This is a genomic window from Aliidiomarina iranensis (assembly GCF_003987135.1).
Lineage (GTDB): Bacteria > Pseudomonadota > Gammaproteobacteria > Enterobacterales > Alteromonadaceae > Aliidiomarina > Aliidiomarina iranensis.
In genome coordinates this window covers 290,270-312,375 of the sequence record NZ_PIPJ01000001.1, presented here as the reverse complement: position 1 = coordinate 312,375, position 22,106 = coordinate 290,270, and the positions used below count along the sequence as shown (strand labels likewise).

At 47.8% G+C, this 22,106-nt stretch carries 17 protein-coding genes; 9 read left to right on the top strand and 8 right to left on the bottom strand.

The window, feature by feature from the left end; genetic code table 11:
- Positions 1–3: 3 nt before the first annotated feature.
- The 4 genes from CWE08_RS01400 to CWE08_RS01385 all read right to left on the bottom strand — a co-directional run bounded on the left by CWE08_RS01400 (position 4) and on the right by CWE08_RS01385 (position 3,245).
- Positions 4–678 carry an EF-hand domain-containing protein gene (locus CWE08_RS01400; protein ID WP_126764891.1) on the bottom strand — a complete coding sequence of 225 codons (675 nt, stop codon included), beginning with the start codon at positions 676–678 and terminating at the stop codon, positions 4–6.
- A gap of 113 nt (positions 679–791) precedes the next feature.
- Entirely contained in the window at positions 792–1,466 is a 675-nt protein-coding gene (locus CWE08_RS01395) for a response regulator (RefSeq protein WP_126764889.1), read from the bottom strand.
- Positions 1,463–2,938: an ATP-binding protein gene (locus CWE08_RS01390; RefSeq protein WP_126764887.1), complete on the bottom strand. Its 1,476-nt coding sequence runs from the start codon at positions 2,936–2,938 to the stop codon at positions 1,463–1,465. The genes CWE08_RS01395 and CWE08_RS01390 overlap by 4 nt, the downstream gene beginning before the upstream one ends.
- 67 nt (positions 2,939–3,005) lie before the next feature.
- Complete coding sequence (locus tag CWE08_RS01385) at positions 3,006–3,245, bottom strand: accessory factor UbiK family protein (RefSeq protein ID WP_126764885.1); 240 nt, start codon at positions 3,243–3,245, stop codon at positions 3,006–3,008.
- A gap of 159 nt (positions 3,246–3,404) precedes the next feature.
- On the opposite strand from CWE08_RS01385, the gene rep reads away from it, so the two are divergent.
- A complete protein-coding gene (gene rep, locus CWE08_RS01380; protein ID WP_126764883.1) occupies positions 3,405–5,423 on the top strand; it encodes a DNA helicase Rep in 2,019 nt (672 codons plus the stop codon).
- A 2-nt stretch (positions 5,424–5,425) separates the two neighbouring features.
- Here rep and CWE08_RS01375 read toward each other — a convergent pair whose 3' ends face one another.
- Together CWE08_RS01375 and CWE08_RS01370 are read right to left on the bottom strand one after the other, a co-directional pair.
- Complete coding sequence (locus tag CWE08_RS01375; RefSeq protein WP_126764881.1) at positions 5,426–8,074, bottom strand: sensor domain-containing phosphodiesterase; 2,649 nt, start codon at positions 8,072–8,074, stop codon at positions 5,426–5,428.
- A 192-nt stretch (positions 8,075–8,266) separates the two neighbouring features.
- Complete coding sequence (locus tag CWE08_RS01370; protein WP_241973802.1) at positions 8,267–8,707, bottom strand: c-type cytochrome; 441 nt, start codon at positions 8,705–8,707, stop codon at positions 8,267–8,269.
- 321 nt (positions 8,708–9,028) lie between these two features.
- On the opposite strand from CWE08_RS01370, the gene dinB reads away from it, so the two are divergent.
- Complete coding sequence (gene dinB, locus CWE08_RS01365; RefSeq protein ID WP_126764880.1) at positions 9,029–10,105, top strand: DNA polymerase IV; 1,077 nt, start codon at positions 9,029–9,031, stop codon at positions 10,103–10,105.
- Here dinB and CWE08_RS01360 read toward each other — a convergent pair.
- Positions 10,053–12,356, bottom strand: coding sequence for a S46 family peptidase (locus CWE08_RS01360; RefSeq protein ID WP_241973816.1), 2,304 nt, complete (start codon positions 12,354–12,356; stop codon positions 10,053–10,055). The genes dinB and CWE08_RS01360 overlap by 53 nt on opposite strands.
- Positions 12,357–12,783: 427 nt before the next feature.
- Here CWE08_RS01360 and purE point away from each other — a divergent pair, with 427 nt between their 5' ends.
- From purE to CWE08_RS01325, 7 genes are all read left to right on the top strand, one after another.
- On the top strand, positions 12,784–13,275 hold the full coding sequence (gene purE / locus CWE08_RS01355; protein ID WP_126764876.1) for a 5-(carboxyamino)imidazole ribonucleotide mutase: 492 nt from the start codon (positions 12,784–12,786) through the stop codon (positions 13,273–13,275).
- A complete protein-coding gene (locus tag CWE08_RS01350) occupies positions 13,272–14,372 on the top strand; it encodes an ATP-grasp domain-containing protein (protein WP_126764874.1) in 1,101 nt (366 codons plus the stop codon). The genes purE and CWE08_RS01350 overlap by 4 nt, the downstream gene beginning before the upstream one ends.
- A 24-nt stretch (positions 14,373–14,396) precedes the next feature.
- Entirely contained in the window at positions 14,397–15,965 is a 1,569-nt protein-coding gene (gene glpK, locus CWE08_RS01345) for a glycerol kinase GlpK (protein WP_126764873.1), read from the top strand.
- A 74-nt stretch (positions 15,966–16,039) separates the two neighbouring features.
- Positions 16,040–16,465, top strand: coding sequence for a cytidine deaminase (cdd, locus tag CWE08_RS01340; RefSeq protein WP_126764872.1), 426 nt, complete (start codon positions 16,040–16,042; stop codon positions 16,463–16,465).
- 66 nt (positions 16,466–16,531) lie between these two features.
- Positions 16,532–17,383 carry a deoxyribose-phosphate aldolase gene (deoC, locus tag CWE08_RS01335; protein WP_126764871.1) on the top strand — a complete coding sequence of 284 codons (852 nt, stop codon included), beginning with the start codon at positions 16,532–16,534 and terminating at the stop codon, positions 17,381–17,383.
- Between the two features lies 1 nt (position 17,384).
- Positions 17,385–18,713, top strand: coding sequence for a thymidine phosphorylase (gene deoA, locus CWE08_RS01330; RefSeq protein WP_126764870.1), 1,329 nt, complete (start codon positions 17,385–17,387; stop codon positions 18,711–18,713).
- A 10-nt stretch (positions 18,714–18,723) separates the two neighbouring features.
- The gene (locus tag CWE08_RS01325; RefSeq protein ID WP_126764869.1) at positions 18,724–19,968 is read left to right on the top strand and encodes a phosphopentomutase; all 1,245 of its coding nucleotides are present in this window, start codon (positions 18,724–18,726) and stop codon (positions 19,966–19,968) included.
- A gap of 10 nt (positions 19,969–19,978) precedes the next feature.
- Here CWE08_RS01325 and CWE08_RS01320 read toward each other — a convergent pair whose 3' ends face one another.
- A complete protein-coding gene (locus CWE08_RS01320; protein WP_126764868.1) occupies positions 19,979–22,054 on the bottom strand; it encodes an alpha/beta hydrolase family protein in 2,076 nt (691 codons plus the stop codon).
- Between the last annotated feature and the right edge of the window lie 52 nt (positions 22,055–22,106).

Below are 22,106 nucleotides of genomic sequence, written 5' to 3'. Positions count from 1 at the left end.
GCATTAATTTCCATTATCCAAAGTGCGTTTAATAATAATCACTTCATTTCCATCTTCATCAACTGTTCGGCTAATATCTTGTTCGAGAACTCGCATGCGCCCGGCACGTTCCCCGCGTAATTCAATCACGCGCTCACGGCCTTCTCGCCCGGCTTCACGAGCAAGTTCTCGCGCTTGGCGAATTCTTTCTCGATCTTCTGCTGACAAATCGCGGCTACCTCGTAATCGATTCACATGAATTAGCCGCTCTTGATGATTTTCCAAAAAGCGTTCTTCGCTAATCATACCAGTGCCATCATCGCCCCAGCGCTGAAACATTTGCTCTGCGTTTTCTCGGGCACGAGCTTCGAGTACCTCGGTTAATTCCGCTTGGGTGATAAATCCATCGCTATCCAAATCAAACTCTTGAAAGCGTTCACGCATCGCCTCTGTGCGCATTTCGCTTGCGCGCTCGCGAAGAGTCTCAGGATCAACCTCGCCATCAACATTGATATGTTCCACCCACGTCATACGGTTGGCTTGCGGTGGCTTAGGAGCCTTGGGCGGTGCGGGCGGCGCATCCCCTCGAACCATCGCTGTTGTGATTGTTGCGGTGTTATCAGTAGCAAACGCATTTACCATTATTACCGAGGGTAAAAGACATATAATCATTGCGCTAAATTTGTTTAATGTTCTCATTATTCACTCCTTAAAAGCCGGGATGGCTTCATCACTCACCGCCAGTATCGCCAAAAAAGATGCAGTAAATATGCGCTAAATATGGAGAAATTGTGGAGCTTTAGCATTCACTTTCATAACAGATAGCGGTAACCAACACCGTACACCGCCTGAATAATATCGCCGGCACCAGCAGCATGCAGCTTTTGCCGTAAATTTTTAATGTGGCTATCCACGGTGCGATCACTCACGATACGGTGATCATCGTAAGCAATGTTGATCAATTCATCGCGGCGATACACTCTACCCGGATGAGCGTGTAATGCACTCAATAAACGAAACTCTACCGGTGTTAAATCAAGAAGCTGATCACCCCAAAAAGCCTGATAATCACGATTATTGATATGCAAACCTGTGCTTTCGCCTTTTTCGGCCAACTCAGAATACCATCGGCTCCGCCGCAGCATGGCATCAACCCTTGCCACTACTTCGCGCGGGCTAAATGGCTTTACAATATAATCATCGGCTCCGAGCCGTAAACCAACGATACGGTCGATTTCATCGTGCCTCGCCGTTAGGAAAACAATCGGAACATGGCTAAATTCGCGCACTTGCCTGCACACTTCAAGGCCATCAATACCTGGAAGCATAACATCTAGTAGCACTAAATCAGGCGCGCTTTCGCGAATGCATTCGAGCGCATCATCGCCTCGCTTAACCGCCTTCACCTTGTACCCAGCTTGTTGCAGATAATCAACTAGCAACTGTTGTATTGCCGCTTCATCTTCAACGATTAAGATATCGGTCATGGAGCTTTACCTCTCATAGCACCCTTTCGCGCCAAATTATTATGCGAGTTGGGTGCATAAGGTAAGTTGATATCAACACGTAACCCACCCAACGAACTTGGTTGTGCACTCACAGTACCATGATGCGCATGCACAATTTGCGCAACGATAGCTAATCCCAAGCCACTACCACCTGTGGCGCGCTGACGATCTTGGTCCACTCGATAAAATCGCGTAAATAACTGCGGAATATGCTCTTCAGCAACACTAGGCGCACTATCTTCTATGCTTATCCAAGCCATGCGGGTAATCTTATCCACCCCTAATCGAACAAAAATTTGTCCTGGCGCTTTAGTATAGCGAACACTATTTTGTAGTAAGTTCATAATTGCTTGTTGGAGGCGGTGATCATCGGCCTGAAGCCAAATTGGATGCTCTGCCGCAACATATTTAATGTTGAGCCCCACAGTTGCGGTTTGGGTGGCTATTTGCTCTACAGAGCGCGCTAACAGTGCCTTTAAATCAATGCTTTGCCACTGGTATTGCAAAGCCTCAGCTTGGGCCAAAGAATGAAAATCTTCCACAAGATGATTTAAGTGCTCAGTTTGCGCCAACAACAACTTACAAAATGCTTTATCGGGCTGCCGAATATTATCCTCAACCGCTTCTAATTCACCTTTTAAAATAGTTAATGGCGTACGCAACTCGTGAGCTAAATCAGCCATAAATTGCCGACGTTGATTTTCCGTATTGGCTAAGGTTTCAGCTAATCGATGAATGGCTTCAGAGAGCTCAGCGATATCATCCTTTGCGCCTGTTTGTCGAGTAAGCATCGCTTCATTCGAGGCATCCCGATAATCACCGGATGCAATTTGCTGAGTTGTTTGCCGTAATCGCAGGAGTCTTTTTCGCAGTTGCGTGGCGAGTAACCAAGCAACTATGGCAGCCACGGTAAGTGCTACTGCACCAGCCCACAACAGTGCCTTTTCTTGTTGCTCACGAAACACTAAATCGATAGGTAACATTTGCTCGCGAGGCATGGTGGTACTGAGCGTCGCGATAAGCTCGCCGTTATTAAGAATGGCTACTGATACGGGATCGTCGATATCAACACCAAACACACGATAACCGGAAAGGGTTTCTAAATTTAGCTCGGTAAAACTAAGTTCCGGCGCAAAATTTACGCGGCTTGGATTTAGCAATAAATCACGTTGAATTGCGGCTACTATTCTTCGCCATAAGTTATCTTCGGCAATTTCATTAATGCCTTGAGCGCCCAATTCTTCAACGGTTTGCGTGTAATATTCGGCAAACACGGCAGCCACCGGCTGCAAGCGTTGCTGTTCTTGCTCGGCAATATAGCGCGAAAAATTATTCAAAAAATAGCTACGCACACCGAGCAAAACCACAGCAACTAGAAAAATTCCAGTGCCAGCAATGGCAATAAAAAATTGCGTACGTGTGCTAAACCGTTGTAACCATGAAGCGAGCACTCACAAACTCCAAAGGATTTTGAACTTCAGTAGCAAAAATCCCAGTTTCGATATACCGTGAGCCGGCTTAAGCTTTATCCTGTTCATCTAATTTTGCTTCGAGGGCTTCAATTCGTTGGCGCAAGCGCAGAATAAGGTGTTGCTGTATTTCCATTTCCTCACGGGTAACAACATCTAGCTTGCTCAACTGCCCTTGTACAGCTTGCTTTACCTTTTGTTCCATATTATCGGCCATGCCTCGCACACCCGGTGGGATGCTCTCGGTAATTTGCTTTGCGATTTGTTCAATTTTTTTTGCATCAATCATTGGTTTTTCCTTAGCGAGTTAATTGGCTCAATTGCCAAGCATTTATACCTTTCACTAATCACAGCATACCGCAAATTCAAGTTATGGCATATGGCCGAATTCGGTTACAATGCGCGCCTTACCATTTGTATCAGCATTTAGTGTAGCGGTGGCAAAAGCATGCAATTAAATCCACAACAACAAGGGGCAGTTGAATATATTAGCGGCCCTACGTTGGTGCTCGCTGGCGCGGGTAGTGGGAAAACTCGAGTTATAACCGAGAAAATTGCTTATCTGATCACCCAAGCCGGTTACAAAGCTAATCATATTGCTGCGGTTACCTTTACCAACAAAGCGGCGCGAGAAATGCGAGAACGTATATCGCAACGCTTAGGCCGTAAAAATTGCCGCGGTTTACGAGTATCTACTTTTCATACCTTAGGCCTCGATATGATTCGCCGAGAAGCGGCTATGCTTGGCTTTAAGCCAGGTTTCTCGCTGTTCGATGATCAAGATAGCTTTGCGTTACTTAGTGCGCTCTGTGAAGATACCATTGATGCCGATAAGGCTGTAATACAACGCCTACAACAGCGCATTAGCCACTGGAAAAATGCCATGCTGCTCCCCGAGCACGTGCAACCCGATGACAAACATCCAGATGATGCCGTATTCGCGGAGCTTTACACGGCGTATCAACGGCATTTAAAAGCCTGCAACGCTCTTGATTTTGATGATCTCATTTTGCTCCCCACCTTATTGCTAAAACAAGTACCTGAGGTTCGCCAACGCTGGCAGCAACGCATTCGCTATTTGTTGGTAGATGAGTATCAAGATACCAACACCAGCCAATACGAATTAGTGCGCTTGCTTGTGGGTGAGCGCGGCCGCTTTACCGTTGTAGGTGATGATGACCAAAGTATTTACTCTTGGCGCGGCGCACAACCGGAAAATCTAGCGCTACTACAACAGCATTTTCCAAGCCTTAAAGTAATAAAGCTTGAGCAAAACTATCGTTCCGTAGGCCGTATTTTAAAAAGCGCCAATATTCTCATTGCCAATAACCCACATGTGTTTGAAAAAGAGCTCTTTTCCGCCATGGAATATGGCCAGCCTTTACGCGTGATTTTTGGCAAGAATGAAGAGAATGAGGCTGAGCGTGTTGTTGCGGAAATTATTCGCGAGCGCTTTATGGATAGCACCCGCTATGGCGATTACGCCATATTATATCGGGGTAATCACCAAGCGCGAATTTTTGAAAAAGCCTTAATGAACAACCGTATTCCCTACAAAATTACGGGCGGACAATCATTCTTTGCCCGCGCGGAAGTGAAGGATATCTTGGCCTACCTACGGCTAGTGGTTAACCCCAACGATGATAATGCTTTTTTACGCATCATCAACACGCCGCGCAGGGGGATTGGCCCGCAAACTATTGAACGAATCGGCCAGCTCGCTCATCAAGAGAATCTTAGCTTGTTCGCAACCTGCCAGCATTCAGGCTTGAAAACCTTGTTAGCCACCCGCGCATTCCAAGATGTGCAAGAATTCACTCAACTGATTTTACATACCGCCAGAGAAAGCGATTCCGGCGAGCAACATGCCACGCAAGCAGTAAAAGCAATGATTCAAAGTATTCACTATGAAGATTGGCTGTTTGAGAGTAGTGGCAGTCCCGCTGCTGCGGAAATGCGCATTAAAAACGTGAATGAATTATTTCGGTGGGTGAGCGATATGTTGATGGGGAGCCCTGAAAACGACCCGCTTTCGATCGACCAAGTGGTTGCTAAGTTAGTGCTACGCGATATGCTCTCGCGCCAAGATGAGGAAGATGATTCCGATCAGGTTCAGCTGATGACTCTACATTCCTCGAAGGGGTTAGAGTTCCCCTATGTATTTTTAGTAGGCATGGAAGAAGGCTTACTCCCGCATCAAACCAGCATTGATAATGATGATATCGAGGAAGAGCGCCGCTTAGCTTACGTGGGGGTTACACGAGCTCAGCGCAAGTTAACCTTTACGTTAGCCAAACAACGGCGCCAATACGGCGAAACGGTGCGCCCCGAAGTAAGCCGCTTTCTAATGGAACTACCGCAAGATGATATCGATTGGGAAGATCAACGAAAACCGGTAAGCAAAGAGGAGCAACAGGCGAAAACCGAATCGAATGTGGCGCGTTTGCGAGAAATGTTACGGAAATAGAACTACTTCGAGTGTTCCGCTCGAGTACTTTTCTCATCTTGAGCTTTTGCTTCTTGCGGTGCTCTGCCATGACCGTGCACGCCCTCAATGGTTTGTGCCGCACTCAACAGATTTCCCTGCCCCCTAGTTACTCCGAGTTGCTCAAGTTCGCGGCGCTGCGAGGCACTCTCAATACCCTCGGCACTGAGCTCAATACCCAGCTCTTTACAGAGGGTTACGATATGCCGAACCATAGCTTGAGCGCGCTCTTTACGATCAACTTGGGCCACAAAATTTCTATCAAGCTTAATGATGTCGAAAGGATAGTTGTAAATAAAATGCAGTGGCCCAGTCACTCTTCCGAAATCATCTAAAGCTAGAGTGAAACCTGCTTCTTTTAACTTCCGCAAACTCGATAAAATTCGCCGAGAATCTTCTTTTTGTAATGAATCCTCATCGAACTCTAAGACAATCAAATTGTGCGGCACCTGCAAACGAGATACTGAATCAATCAAGGTTTGCACATGGCGGGGCCGCAACAAGTGTTGTACACAAAGATTCACATGCACAGGCAATGATTTGTAATCTCTTGCCTTACGAGCTTTAATCAAGTTACACGCTTCTGATAACACCCATTGGTCAATTTCAATAATAGCCCCAGAGCGTTCCGCCAAGGCCATGAATTCACCTGGAAGCACAATTTGTTTGCCACGCTTCCAACGCAGCAACATTTCATAACCCTTGATGGTGTCGCCTTGTAAGGAATAGATAGGCTGATACCAAAGCAGAAAATCTTCTTTGGCCTTCGCATGGCGAAGAGCCGCTTCCTGATTGAGTGCATCTACCAAGCCACTGCGAATCGCCTCATCAAATACTACATAACGGCCGCGCCCTAGATTCTTCGCTTCATACATTGCCGCATCGGCATCCCGTAGTAATCTATCAGTGGTGTCATCCGGCCCTCTGCAAGTAGCAATACCAATACTGGCACCAGAAAAATGTTCCTGCCCGTTTAACGTGAATGGCGCTTTCATCACCTCGATAATGCGGCTCGCTACATCTTTTGTATCATCTACTGTTCTTACGGGCTCCAGCAAAATAACAAACTCATCACCGCCTAGGCGCGCCAAGAAATCGGGCTCCCGAATGGCGCCATAAATTCGTTTTGATACTTCTAATAAAAACTCATCGCCCGCCGAGTGGCCTAAGGTGTCATTGATATTCTTAAAGCGATCGAGATCTACGAATAACAATGCAAAATTATCTTTTGGGTTTCGTTTTTGCCGCGCCAATGCTTGATTCACTCGTTCAGCAAACATCGCTCGGTTCGGCAAGCCGGTTAAGTTATCGTGGTGAGCATCATGATAAAGCTTTGCCTCGATTTCTTTTCTCCGCTCAATTTCTTCTACTAATTCTTCAGTTCGTTCAGCAATTCGCTTTTCCAAAAAGCTATTCGCCTTGGCGAGTTGCTCAGCCGCTCTACGCCTATCAATAGCCACTGAAACATGGTGGGCAACAAAGTTTAGCAGCTCTAAATCTTCCCGGGAGAAGGGTTTATCTATGGCATAGGTTTGGGTGGCAATTACCCCAAAAATGCGGCCATCAAGCATTAACGGCGAACCCAACCATTGATGCGCTAAAGTGCCCCGAGATTCCGAAAGAGCAACCTCTCCCTTGGCAATAAGAGCATCACGGATTTTGTTATCTACATACGCAGGTTTGCGAGTACGCAGCACATATTCGGTAAGGCCTTTTTGCAAATTCCGTTGCCGTGCTTGGCTACTATTTTCATCGGTATAATAGGGAAAATACACCTGTTGCCGGTTTTCAGTTAACAACGCAATATAAAAGTTCTCTGCTTGAATCAAGCGAGAAACTTCAACGTGCAGCTGCTTGTAGAAGGTAGGCATGTCTTCGGCTGTGTTGGTTAATTCTGAAATTGAGAAGAGCACTGCAGTTTGCAGTTCGGCTTTCTCTCGCTCTACAATTTCACTACGCAAATCAACGTTAGTTTGCTGTAATTCAGAAGTACGCTTGGCTACTTCAGATTCCAAGTATTCGCGGTGACGGAAGCGCTCGAGCGCATTCACCACGTGCTGAGAAACGAACATTAACAGCTCAAGATCTTCCGTTTTATAGCGCATTTCCTCGGCATAACTTTGTACCACCATAGCGCCAATAAACTCATCGTTCGCGATGAGTGGTACTCCAAGCCAATCTACCGGTAATGAACCAAGGAAATTAACCTCACCCGCCTCAACTAAAGCCTCGATATCCTCTTTCGTGCACAGAATAGGCTCGCCACCACGCAATACATACCCGGTCATACCACGCATTAATGCTTCAGCAGGCACTTCTGCAACCATACGGGCATCATCGTATTGATCCACAAAATAGGGAAAAGTGAATGATTCGCGATCTTCGGTGTACAAACAAATATAAAAATTCTTGGCGGTCATCAGCTGACCTATGATGCGGTGCACATCACGATATATTTGTTCCATGTTTTGCGCGGAGGATGCGGATTCGGAAATACGAAAAAGAGCCTGCTGAATAACTTCAGCTTGCCGATACTTCTGTGTTAAAACCTTCAGCCTTGCTACAACACGCTCTAATCGGCGTATTTGTACCTCCGGTTCTAGTTTTGGAGCATCTTGGTACTTTACGCTCACCCTTGAGCAACCTCACCCAGCTATCTAACACTTCAAATAAGAAATGTTATTTTAATGTATATATTCGGCAGTATATTACTACTTTCAAAGAATAGAAAGACATCAAAAGCTATTCTTATAAGTACATTGACTTAAAACAAAAAAAGCTGCCCGAATGGGCAGCTTTTTTTGTTTTTAGCGAATATCGGGCTGTTAGATATCTTCAATCATGTATTCAATAGCAGCTAGAATTTCGTCATCAGAACAGTTCATGCAAGTTCCGCGAGGAGGCATTGCGTTAAACCCATTAATTGAATGCTCTAACAACGTATCCATACCTTTTGCGATACGCGGTTCCCAATCTTCAGCGTTACCTGTGCGCGGTGCGTTCAATACACCACCCGCATGGCACGCAGCACATGCTTGGTTATATACCGCTTCACCGGAGCGCGAGCCCTCTTGCATCGCTGCTGGGCTGCTATTCGCTTGCGCAGTTTCATCACCTGCCAAACGTACTTTAGCGCTTGGTTTGATACGGTCGGCTATCGCCTCGCGTGACATATCCACAGAAACGGCCATTACACTACCGGCAATAGCTACACCGGCAAACACGGCCAAAACTTGTTTCCACTTGATTTGGTTTAAAAACTTCACGGCTTTCTCCTGTTCGCAGTTTATGCGATTGGCACCTAGCGCAATTCAATGGTTTATTGATTCACAACTAGAGCAAAAAATAATTCGATTGCTGAATACGTACAGCGATTATAACGGGAAAATTCCTATGGTGAAACTACCTTGCACACTAATTATCCAATTTAGCTGCTCTTTCTTACAGCCTGTGCGCTGCTTTTCTTCGCTGTGGTACACTCTCAGCAGGTAAAGCGTACAACTGTATATACGCAGTAACCGTGATTTAGATTAATTACTTTAGAAATTCAGCCTTCCGCAGGCTGATATCATCAGAATGAGCGCCTATTGCCAGAATCAGTAAACACTCGAAAAATAGCACTGCTCGACCTCGATGCCTTTTTTGCCGCAGTTGAGGTGCTGAAAGAGCCAAAGCTTGCCCATCGGCCCTTTGCCGTGGGTGGCGGTGGTGATCGGGGTGTGGTGGCTACGGCCAATTATTTAGCGCGAAAATTCGGCGTACGCAGTGCTATGCCGGGCCATCAAGCTCGCCGCCTGTGCCCTGATTTAGTTTTTGTAAAGCCGGATATGGCCAGTTACAAAGCAATGTCGAAAGAAGTTTTGGCCGTATTACTTCGTTACACCGATCGCATTGAGCCTGCCTCTATTGATGAGTTTTATCTCGACCTCAGCGAAAACGAACACTTTCAAGGCAGTGCAAGTTTAACATTAGAGGCGATTCGTAAAGAACTTCGCGAGCTCGGCGTATCCGCATCAGCGGGGATATCTTGCCAAAAAATGGTAGCTAAAATTGCATCGGAAGAATTAAAGCCCGATGGGCAATTTGTTGTACCACCAGAAAAGGTTATTCAATACCTGGCAAACTTACCATTGAAACGCATTCCTGGCGTTGGCCCAAAAAGCCAAGAGCGTTTAAATGCCGCAGGCTACCGTTTAGTAGGTGATATTCAAGCCGCGGATCCAATGAAACTGCAACGCTTACTCGGTGAACACTCCGGCATGCTCTTATTTCAGCGCTGCTTGGGTGTTGATGATCGGCCAGTGCAAACCACGCGTTTGCGCAAGCAAGTGAGTGTAGAGGAAACACTGCATCGCGATTTTACACAATTAAAAGATGCGGAGCGTTTCTTGGAGAATACTCTGTTACCATCTTTGCAGCGCCGAGCAGGGGGCGAGCGTTGGCAAGATCTGCACGCCAAAGGGCAAACGGTAAAGTTGAAATTTAATGATTTCACGCAAACAACGGTAAGCCGTGTGAGCAACCGTGTTTCACCCTCACTTTACTATCAACTTCTAAGCGAAGCGTGGCCTCGCGCCAAGCAACGGCCAGTAAGATTAATTGGCATTGGCTTTACTCTGCCGGATCCTGATGAAAATCGTCAACTCGAGCTGGCCTTGGAATAACCGGCTGACCATTCAAAGTACAGGTTGCGCCGTTCTCTTCAAAACCTAACTCTGCCATAAGTTCATGAGCTTGATAAACATAACGCAGCAACCAAAGAAGATAACGCACATCGGCATGAATCAAACGATGGCGCGTTTCATCGAAATGCCAATCACTTAAAATTGCATCAGTAGTGGAATCGAAAACTAAGCCAATCAGTTCGCCGCGTTTGTTTACCGTAGGGCTACCGGAGCTGCCTCCGGTACCATCGGCCGTAGAGAGAAAATTAAGGGTAAGTTGATTTGCGTTTTCCGCAAGGCAGCCGGCACCGTGCACCGCAACCGCCGCATGCATATTAAATGGCAGCTCGTAACGAGGTTCACTTCCGGCTATCGCTAACAAAGTTTCTAAAGTGGTTCGCGAGGTTCCCATTGCATTTTCGCTTGGAGCCTTTGTGAGCAGAGCCTCTATTTCCTGCGGAGCGCTTATTTGCTGAGAATTTTTTCGCAATGCGTTTTCTTGCGCTGCACTCGCCTGCTCTGCATTTTTTTGTATCGCGTTTTCAAGCCCTTGCGTTGGCTGTGCAAGCTGAGTTTCCGAGTTTTGCTGCGGTGCCACTATGCCCGCACTCAAACGCAATGTTCGGTTGGCGTTATCGGGTAAACGCTCACCCACGCTAAGTGCTTGCCGCCGAAAGGCTTCCATTAGCACTGAGCGCCCTTGTTGCTCGATGCCACGTAATTCTCGTTCCTGCAAATCCCATTGTAATCTTGCATCTGCAGAAGCCACTGCAAATTGTATCCATGGATCTTCGCTTTGACGCAAATCAGCTATCGGCAGGGCAACTAGAGCATCCACTATTTCAATCTGGCCTAGCCGTGTTTCGGCGTAAATCGCTGCAACCTTTGTTCGAATCGCCTCTTCAGTTGTGTTCTCTGCCAAGGCAAAAAATTCTTCAACAAAAGGTATCGCTTGCTCGCTAGGTAGTTTTTGATACAGCAGCAGCAATTCAATCAATAATTCAGTTTCCACTTCAGGCGCATACTGGCGTACTTTACTCACCAGCTCCGAGCGAATAGCAGGTACTTGCTGGGCTTGAAAGCCCCGGGTTCGATTCGCATCACTACGTTCCGATTCCTGTGCTAAACGATATAAGCGTTGGGCAATAAAGGGTAATTGCAGCTCTTGAAAGAAATTCCACCATAATTGCCGCTGCAGAAAACCTTGGCGCTGCGCTAACGCCTGCTCTGTTTGTTGTATTGCCGCCGTATATCGCTCGCTATCGTTTGAGCTGGCAATCCACTCTCGCACCGCTTTTTCTTCCTGCGCGATCAAATCAAGCGCGTGATATTCCTCCTCCGCTTCTAGCATGCCCACTAAATTTTGCAGGCGGTTACCTTGCCTAACTAGCATCGGGATGTAGCGGAGCGCTATCTCAGGATTATTTGCCATCGCTTTTTCAATCAAGCTTAGCCAGCGTTCTGAATAGCGAATCACTTGCGGATAAAAATCATTAAACGCCATGCTCGCTTCTTGCTGTAACCGATAACGCTGGGTGATTCCGGGAAATCCAGCCACATAAACCGGCTCGCCATCCGCTGGAGCGGCCGGAGAAAGCGGCAGCCAATGGCTTGGCTCGTAGGCGGAGCCATCGGCATTGTAAATCCGCAACAATGCTAAATCAGCGCTATGCCGGGGCCACTGCCAGTTATCTTCGATACCACCAAAGTGGCCTACATTAACCGGTGGTGCCCATACCAGTTTTACGCGAGGAAAAATTTGATCACGAACGAGCAAGTAACCTTGGCCATCGTAATGCTCCACAACTCGGCAACTGATGCCCTCAGCAACTTCACAGTTGCGCAGTAGTGCATTTCGGTTACTGGCAATAAGGTTAAACCGAGCGCTTCCTGTTGTTCTATTCGAAACGCCCTGCATTACCAAATTGGTTACATCAGTACGTTCCAGTGTTTGCGCAACAACGAAATCTGGCGGTGCAAGTAATTCAAGATCTCGATTGATTGCTAAAAAGCCTTGGGTAAGGTAGTTGTTATCGAGCGTGGAGCGATATTGTAGTAAATCTAAGATACAATGGTGGTTAGTAAGCACTAGGCCATCGGGCGAAACAAAGGTGCCCGTGCAGCCACCTACTTTCAATACCGCCGAACTATGCGGCTGAGTTGGCCACTCCGGCTGCTGCTCAGGGAGCCATAAACCTTCAGCTCCGTGCACGGGAAAGAAAATAAATTTACTCAGCAAGAAAACAAACACAAGCAAGAGACCATGCTTTAGCCGCGGGATTCCAACAGGCAACCGCAAGCACCACGCACAAATTGCGCTTTTATAACCCTGCGTTGCGCTATTCAAGTGCGCTTGTGCCTGCAAACCGAGGTTTTGCTTCAATTCTATGTTCTCTCTATATATCGCGCTGCAAACTCTGTGGCACTTATAACGTTAAACATGAAGGTTTAGACCTATAAACTTACCGAGCAATCTAACAGTGTACCTTAGTTTACAAATGAAGCTTTTATCTTTACCGCAAATTAAGCTTCTGCTGATTTCCATCTAAAGCAATGTTAGGCCGTTGCAATGCCATCATTAAACGTATGCGAAGTAACCAACTTTCTGTTATAATCCGCGGCTTTCAATAAATGCACCCTCATATTTATCTATTCGCCAAGAATAGCAGGAGCTGTAAATGGCCACTGTGCTTATCTTAATGGGATCCACCTCCGATTGGCCAACAATGCAGGCAGCTGCGCGTATGCTGGAAGATTTTGGGGTGAGTTGGGAAGCCCGCGTAGTTTCCGCCCACCGCACACCAGATTTACTAGCCGCTACCATGGCTGAAGCTGAACAAGGCGATACCCGCGTTATTATTGCCGGCGCCGGTGGCGCTGCACACTTACCGGGAATGCTAGCCGCATTTACCTGCCTTCCGGTATTTGGCGTGCCCGTTGCTAGTAAACAACTTAAAGGCCTTGATAGCCTACTATCCATCGTGCAAATGCCGAAGGGTGTTGCCGTTGGCACCTTAGCCGTTGGTGAAGCCGGCGCGGCCAATGCGGGCCTACTAGCAGCTCAGGTGATTGGCACAACCGATAGCCAAGTACAAAATAAAGTGCGTGAATTCAGAAGTAAGCAACGTGAAGCCGTATTAGCGAATAGCAAATTGGAACTTGATTCATGAAACTTCTGATACTCGGTAATGGCCAACTTGGGCAAATGCTCGCACAAAGCAGCATTCAACTTGGGCACGAATGTTTATTAGTTAACACACGCACCAATAAAGTAATGCCTGCCGGTGCCCACGTGGCACTCTCGCAAAGCATTGAAGAAGCCATGCAATGGGCCGATGTAGTGAGCTGGGAACACGAACAACTCGACCCCGAACATGTTGCCTTGGCCGCGAATAAATTACTCACCGATGCCGATAAAATTCGGCCGCTCACACACCGCCAACTAGAAAAAAAGCTTTGTGATGATCTTGGTATCGCAACGGCGCCCTGGCAAGCATTCCAAACCGCCGATCAATTCACCCAAACGCTTCGCACGTGGCAACAGCCTGTGGTTATCAAAGCCGCTTTTGGTGGTTACGATGGAAAAAGCCAATGGCGTTGGAGCCCCGAGAGTGCATCTGCCGCAGCTGAAGCGGAGAGCCTTGCACATTCCGCCGGGTTACAACCGGGTATTATCGAAGCATTAATTCCATTTACCAAAGAAGTATCTATTGTGGGTGCTCGAGCCAAAGATGGCCGCATACTCTGCTACCCACTGGTTGAAAATGTGCACACTAAAGGCATTCTCAGCCATACCTTTGCTGGTTTTGAAGCACCCGATTTACGCTTGCAAAAAGCGGCGGAATTAGCCTTTCAACGAATCACCGAACATTTGGGCTATGTAGGTACACTTGCCATCGAATTCTTTGTGGTAGGCGATGGCGAAGAAGCCGAGTTGCTTGTAAATGAAATTGCACCACGGGTGCACAATTCCGGCCATTGGTCGCTAACAGGTTGTAACGCGAGCCAGTTTGATTTGCATATTCGAAGCCTTACCAACATGCCTTTTCCAAAGCTCGCCGTGCAACCTACACTCATGCTGAACGCCATTGGATGCGCTGAAATTCCAACAGAGCTATGGCAGGATTCGCGGGTACAAGCCTTCTGGTATGGCAAAGATTCACGCCCGGGCCGTAAAGTAGGCCATGTGAATCTGCGTATAGCAAAGCGTGCGGAAGCCGAAGCGCTCAGCAAAAACTGGACACCATCGTTACAAGTGCTATCGTAATCGCCTGACCTTCAGGAGTTTACTATGAGCACGAATGCTTCTGCTGGCGGCTCTGCCGCCCAGCATCAAGGCCAATATATCTTGGCAATCGACCAAGGCACCACCTCTAGCCGAGCCATGGTTTACAACACCAAGCTAGAAGCTAAAGGCCGCGGCCAACAAGAATTTCCCCAACATTTCCCTGCCAACGGCCATGTTGAACACGAGCCCATGGATATTTGGCAAACCACCATTTTAGCTTGCCGCCAAGCCATTAAAGATGCGGGTGTTGACGTTTCTAAGCTTGCCGTTTTAGGAATCACTAACCAACGAGAAACCACCATAGTTTGGGATAAAGCTACGGGGCAGCCCATTCACCGTGCCATCGTTTGGCAGGATCGCCGCACCGCAGATCACTGCCAAGAGCTGCGTGATAACGATTTGGAAGATTGGGTGCAAGAACGCACGGGGCTGCTTCTCGATCCTTATTTTTCGGCCACCAAAATTGCTTGGGTACTCGATCATGTGGAAGGCGCCCGACAAAGGGCCGAAGCGGGAGAGTTGGCGTTTGGTACTGTTGATAGCTTCTTACTTTGGCACTTAAGTGGCGGCCAAGTGCACGCTACCGATGCAACTAATGCCTCGCGCACATTACTGATGAATTTACACACTCGCCAGTGGGATCCAGAACTCTGTGCAACATTTTGTGTACCTACCGCTATGTTGCCAGAAATTTGCGATAACGCGAGTTCGTTTGCCATGGTTGATCGCACACTATTTCAAGCAGAAACTGAAATTACCTTTGCCGGCCAAACCTCTGAAAAAAATGAAAGCGCCGATTTACCGGTTGGCGCCCTAATTGGCGATCAACAAGGGGCTCTAGTAGGCCAAGCCTGTATCGAGCCGGGGCAAATTAAGAGCACGTATGGCACCGGTTGTTTTGCGTTAGTAAATACCGGTGAGCAACCTGTAATGTCCGATCATCGGTTACTCAGTACTCTTGGTTATCAACTTAACGGCGAAGCCACTTACGCCCTCGAAGGCAGCATCTTTATGGCCGGCGCCATTGTGCAGTGGTTGCGCGATAAATTAGGAATTATTGATACCGCAGCTGAAACTGAATCCTTAGCCGAAGGCATAGGTGCGGAACAAAGCGAAATACTGATTCCTGCTTTTACCGGATTGGGGGCGCCCTACTGGCAGCCAAATGCTCGCGCCGCCATTTTCGGAATGACACGCGATACAGGGAAAAAACAGTTAGCCGCGGCAGCATTGCGCAGTGTTGCACTGCAAAGTCGAGATTTATTCAAAGCCATGGTGGCTGATGGCCAAACCATCGACACGATAAAAGTTGATGGCGGCATGACCGATAACGCTTGGTTCATGCAAGCCCTTGCAGATATTACCGGCTACACGGTAGTGCGTGCGGACACAGCCGAAATCAGTGTGCGTGGGGCGGCATTCTTGGCCGGCCTAGAAGTAAACATTTTTCGTTCACTTACCGATTTACCGCCGCTCTGTAAAAGTGCCGGTACCTTTAGCCCAAAAACCAACAAACAAGAGCGCCAAGCGCTTCATCAACGTTGGTTAGCGGCAATTGAAAAAGTCAGGTAATATATCGGCCCTTTTTCAAATTTTATACGTTGGCGTTTGCACCTTCGCGTTTCAACCCTAAGGCAATTGCATAGATGAGTTCAGTAAATACTTTATCCGATACACAAATGCTGGAAGCTGTGAAAGCAGCGCAAAGTAAGGCCTATGCGCCCTATTCAAAGTTTCCCGTGGGCGCCGCAATTGTAGGCCCGAATGGTGAGATTTTTTCTGGCTGTAATGTAGAGAATGCTTCTTACCCTGAGGGTAACTGCGCTGAAACCAGTGCGATTGCCGCCATGGTGATGGCTGGAGTAACCCAAATCAATGATATGTACGTTATTGGCAATGGTGAGGGGCTCGTTTCACCCTGCGGTGGTTGCCGCCAACGAATACGTGAATTCGCAACGGCCAACACCCGCATCCATATTTGCGGGCCGGAAGGGGTTCGTGCGGTAATGACAATTCAAGAACTATTACCCCACTCGTTTGGGCCTGAGCAATTGTTACCGGCAAATGAATAGTGCGTAACGATACAGGCAAAAAAACAATCACGAACCTAAAAAAGAATAGCAGCAAGGAACAACACCATGAACGATGCTCAATTGGCCGCCGCTGATGCCGCCAAAGCCTTCGCTTTACTTGATCTAACCAGCCTTACCGATCAAGAAACTGAAGCCGATATCGCTGCTTTAGTAGCCAATGCCAGTTGGCAAGATACAAGCGCCAACCCTCAGATTACTGAACGTTTGCAGGTTGCCGCGTTATGTATTTTTCCTCGATTTTTACCCCTTGCACGCAAACTACTGGATGAGCGTGATTTATATTCCGTGCGCTTGGCTACGGTAACTAATTTTCCTCACGGCAATGCAGATATCGATATCGCTGTGAAGGAAACTCGCGCAGCCGTTGCCTATGGCGCCGATGAAGTAGATGTTGTGTTACCCTATCGAGCATTACTGGCCGGCGATACCACAACACCGCTGCAATTAGTGCAGGCCTGTAAAGCTGAATGTGGTTCGCAAACGCGGCTTAAAGTAATTCTCGAAACAGGTGAATTGAAAACCCCAGAGCTCATAACAAAAGCGGCTGAAATAGCTATCGCCGGTGGTGCTGATTTTATCAAAACATCAACCGGTAAGGTGGCGGAAAACGCCACGCCAGAAAAGGCTAAAATAATGTTGCAAGTTATTGCTAACTACATCCAAGAACAGAAGGCGAACAAAAGCGCCGCTCATGCCACCCACATGATTGGGTTTAAACCAGCTGGCGGTATTCGTAATCTAAGCGATGCACTTGTTTACATGCAGGCCGCGGAAGAAATTTTAGGTGCCGATGCAGTTCACCCAAGGTGTTTTCGCTTAGGTGTCAGCTCAGTGCGCGCAAATTTAGTGGCTACTTTGGAAGGTGGTCAAGAACACACGGCATCAGGAGGATACTGAGATGTTGCCACAAGAAATAATCAAAGCTAAACGCGATGGGAAAACCCTTACTCGCGAACAAATTGCCTTTTTCGTAAAAGGTATTTCCAACGGAAATGTTACTGATGGTCAGGTAGCCGCATTCGCAATGTCGGTTTATTTTAACGGCATGGCTATGCCGGAGCGAGTTGCGCTAACTGAAGAAATGATGAATTCAGGTACGGTGCTTAATTGGGATTCCTTTAATTTAGGCGGCCCTATTGTTGATAAGCACTCAACCGGCGGTGTAAGTGATTCGGTAAGCTTAATGCTCGGCCCTATGGTGGCAGCCTGTGGCGGTTATGTGCCAATGATAGCAGGCCGCGGTTTGGGCCATACGGGCGGAACCCTCGATAAATTCGAAAGTATCCCCGGTTATAACATTCAACCCGATTTGGCCGATTTTCAACGTATCGTGAAAGATATCGGTGTGGCAATCATAGGCCAAACGGCCGATTTAGCGCCAGCGGACAAGCGGTTTTATAGCATTCGTGATGTTACCGCTACGGTTGATTCTATCCCGTTGATTACTGCTTCTATTCTTTCTAAGAAGCTCTCGGCTGGTTTAGAAGCCCTAGCGATGGATGTAAAAACCGGTAATGGCGCGTTTATGACCAGCCTAGAAGATTCGCGAGCACTCGCTAGCAGCATTGTTGCGGTAGCGAATGGCGCCGGTGTGCGCACATCAGCTACGATTACTGATATGAATGAAGCATTAGGTGATACTGCGGGTAACGCCACCGAGATGCGTGAAGCCATTGAATATTTAACCGGTGTACGCCGTAATCCGCGTTTACATCGGGTAACCATGACATTGGCTACGCAAATGCTATTACTAAGTGGCATTGCCGCCACTAAAGATGAAGCAAAAGCTAAGCTGAATGATGCGCTTGATTCCGGCCGTGCGGCTGAAATTTTTGGTAAAATGGTGCATGCATTAGGCGGCCCGGCTGATTTCTTAGAAAATTGGCAAGGTTATCTCCCGAAAGCGCCGGTAATCATGCCGGTATATGCTGATTCTCCGGGGTATGTAGCCGAAGTAGCCACCCGTGATTTAGGCCTAGTTGTAGTAACATTAGGTGGTGGGCGTTCAAACCCTGCCGATAGCATCAACCATGCGGTTGGTTTGAGCGAAATTGCGCCGATTGGCACCTTCGTGGATAGCAATCGGCCTTTAGCCATGATTCACGCTGAAGATGAGGTGAGTGCCGCAGCGGCTTCCGTTGAGTTGAAAGCTTCGATTGGCTTAAGCGAAACTTTGCCTGAGCTTGATCCAGTTGTTTATGAGACACTTACCGCAGACGATGCGTAAGGAGTAAATAATGGCCCGTGCAATTATTCTAATGCTCGATTCTTTCGGTGTTGGCGCTTCTGCCGATGCTGAAGATTTTGGTGATGTGGGTGCAAACACTTTTGGCCATATTGCCGAAGCTTGTGCTGCTGGCAAAGCTAATATCGATCGGCAAGGGCCATTAAAGCTTCCAAATCTAGAGAAGCTGGGGTTAGGTTTGTTGGCCGAAGAGAGCGGCGGTGAACGCCCAGCCGGCTTTTCTTTCAACGGCCCTTGCCAGGCACTATACGGTTACGCACAAGAAAAGAGCCGCGGCAAAGACACCCCTAGCGGCCATTGGGAAATTGCCGGTGTTCCTGTGCTATTTGATTGGCACTACTTCCCAACTACTGTGCCCACATTCCCGGCTGATTTTATTGAGCAAATTATAAATGAAGCGAACTTACCCGGAATTTTGGGTGATTGTCACGCCTCTGGCACCGAAATTATCGCTCGTCTTGGCGAAGAACATATGGCTTCAGGCAAGCCTATTTTCTACACTTCAGCCGATTCCGTTTTACAAATCGCAGCGCACGAGGAAACCTTTGGGTTAGAACCATTACTCGCGCTTTGTGAGCTCGCTCGGCAAAAACTCGATGATCATGGTTTGCGAGTGGGCCGCGTAATTGCTCGGCCATTTTTGGGAAGCAATGCAGAAAACTTTAAGCGCACCGGGAATCGCAGAGATTATTCGGTGTTACCACCCGCACCCACAGTGCTCGATAAGCTCGTTTCCGCCGGTGGCGAGGTGATTAGTATTGGTAAAATTGCGGATATTTACGCCCATCAAGGGATTACGCAAAAAGTGAAAGCCAGTGGTAACGATGCAATCTTCGATGCCACCTTAGAAGCCATTAAAACGGCACCAGAGCAAAGCATCATTTTTCCAAATTTTGTAGATTTTGATATGGAATATGGCCATCGCCGCAACGTTGCCGGATATGCCAAGGCTTTAGAAGATTTTGATCAGCGTTTACCAGAATTAATTGCTGCTCTGCAACCTGGTGATCGGGTATTTATCGCCGCTGATCATGGCTGTGATCCAACCTGGCCAGGCACTGATCATACGCGCGAATATATTCCGGTAATTTGTTTTGGCCCAGATTTGAATATAGCCGAGTATGATTCGGCAAATATTGGCCTGCGCACAAGCTTTGCCGACATCGGCCAAAGCATCGCCAGCCACCTCGGTTTACCGGCTACTGACTATGGTGAGAGTTTCCTACCACGCCAGTAGCCGGCAAAGGCTATTGTTTATACTGCTCGAACCAAGCCAGCGCATGCTCAATTTTCATGATCATGCGCGAAGGCCGGCTCGAAACCCCATGGGAAGCACCCGGCACTCGCACTAACGCCGTATCGACACCCTTTAATTGCAGAGCTTGATAGAACTGTTGGCTATCTGAAAGCGGCGTCCGCCGGTCATCCTCGCCAACAAACATCAATGTTGGTGTGGTTACATTTGCCACCAACGAAAGCGGCGAGCGTTGCCAATAATGCTCAAGTTCATCCCACGGCATACCGGGAAACTGGTTCGCCACCTGCCCCAAGTAGCTATCCGCTGTTAGCACCTTTGATACCCAGTTAATCACTGGATTCGTAGCCACTGCAGCGTTAAAGCGATCCGTTAAGCCCACGGCGTAAGCCGTTGCGATACCACCAGCAGAACCACCGGTAATAAATAGGTTTTGTTCATCAATAAAACCCTTTTCGAGCATGGCATCAACGCCCGACATATGATCAGCAAAATCATCTGGTGATGAATATTTACCATCTAGCAACATGGCGAAATCTTCACCATAGGAGCTACTTCCCCGATAGTTATTGTAGAAAACCACATAACCTTCGGCGGCATAACGCTGCAGTTCAGCCGCAAAGTATGGCCCGTACGCCAAATGTGGGCCACCATGAATTTCTACTAACAACGGATATTCTTTTTCCGGATCGAAGTTCGGCGGCGTAATATACCAACCTTGAATTTCAACGTTATCTAAGCTCGAGCGATAATTGATTTCGTGCACTTTACCCAAACTACGCTGGCTAAATAAATCATGATTTAGCTCTGTAAGCACCTCTACACTGCCACTTTGCCACACGCCTACATTGCCCATTTGCCCAGCGTTACCATGGGTAAATGCCAACACGCCGTTACTGGCGGCGCTAAACATACCACCCAAATACGGGCGGCCATTGCTGCCGGTGCCAACATCGCTGGTTAAATCAGTAATAGTGCTCCCATTCAACGCAACACTTGCTAATTTTAACCGGCCGCGATCAGCATATTGAAAAGCTATCGCGCTGGCACTCATCCAAGCAGGTGATTCCACCGAGCGATCGAAATCGGTTAATAACTCTGTTACTTCCTTACTCCGCCAACTCATAACCCGTAACTTGGCATTGCGGTAAGGTTTTCTCTCACCAGAAGTATGTAAGAACGCTAAATGAGTGCCATCGGGAGAAAATACCGGTGAAGTTTGCCGGCCACTTTCGTTAGTTAGTTCGGTTAAGTGCCCATCGATTACATCAACTTGATATAGGTTTGCTTCAAGTGATTGATATTCCCAATCATCACGGCGATTCGCTGAAAATACAATTGCGCTGCTATCAGGCAACCAAGCTAACCTACCACCATGATTATAATTCCCCGCGGTGAGCTGGCGTGCTGTACCGCCCTCAGCGCTAACCACGAAGATGTGCCGATAAGCACTCTCTAAGAATCCGCGGCCATCAGCCTGATAATAAGCTCGTTCAGAGATAATCGCGGGTTCTGCCCAGTTCGCGCCTTCTGGACGTTTCGGCCGGTAGACACTCTGAGCGAACGGCGTAGATGGTGCTAACACTTCCATACTAAACGCAATGTGCTTTCCATTCGGAGCCCAAGTTAAGCTACTCGGGCTATTACGGAGATCCGAAACAGTGGCGGTTTTGTTTTCTGCTAACCAATGCACATGAATTTGCGAGCTGCCAGATTGATTGGAAATAAAAGCAATGCGCTTGCCATCGGGCGACCAGCGCGGGCTGCTGTATTGATGTTCATGGGCAAATAACGGGCTTTGTGTGCCACTGGCAATATCCACTAACCATAAACTGCGGCGAGTAGAATCATGCATGATATCGTTGCTGTGGCGCACATACACAATGTACTCACCGTTTGGGCTCACTTGCACATCATTGGCGTGCTGAAGCGCAAAAATATCTTCCGCAGCGAGATGCTGCATGGCTTCGGGTGCACTATTCGCGTTCTGTGCACTCGCAACATGAACCGTGCCGCCAAGCACTAAAACGAGTAGCGCGAAAAAGCGGATAATTGAGCGTAATTGCATGTTAGCTTCCTCTATTATTGTTACGTTCAGCTTTTTTAATTGTTCCCATAGC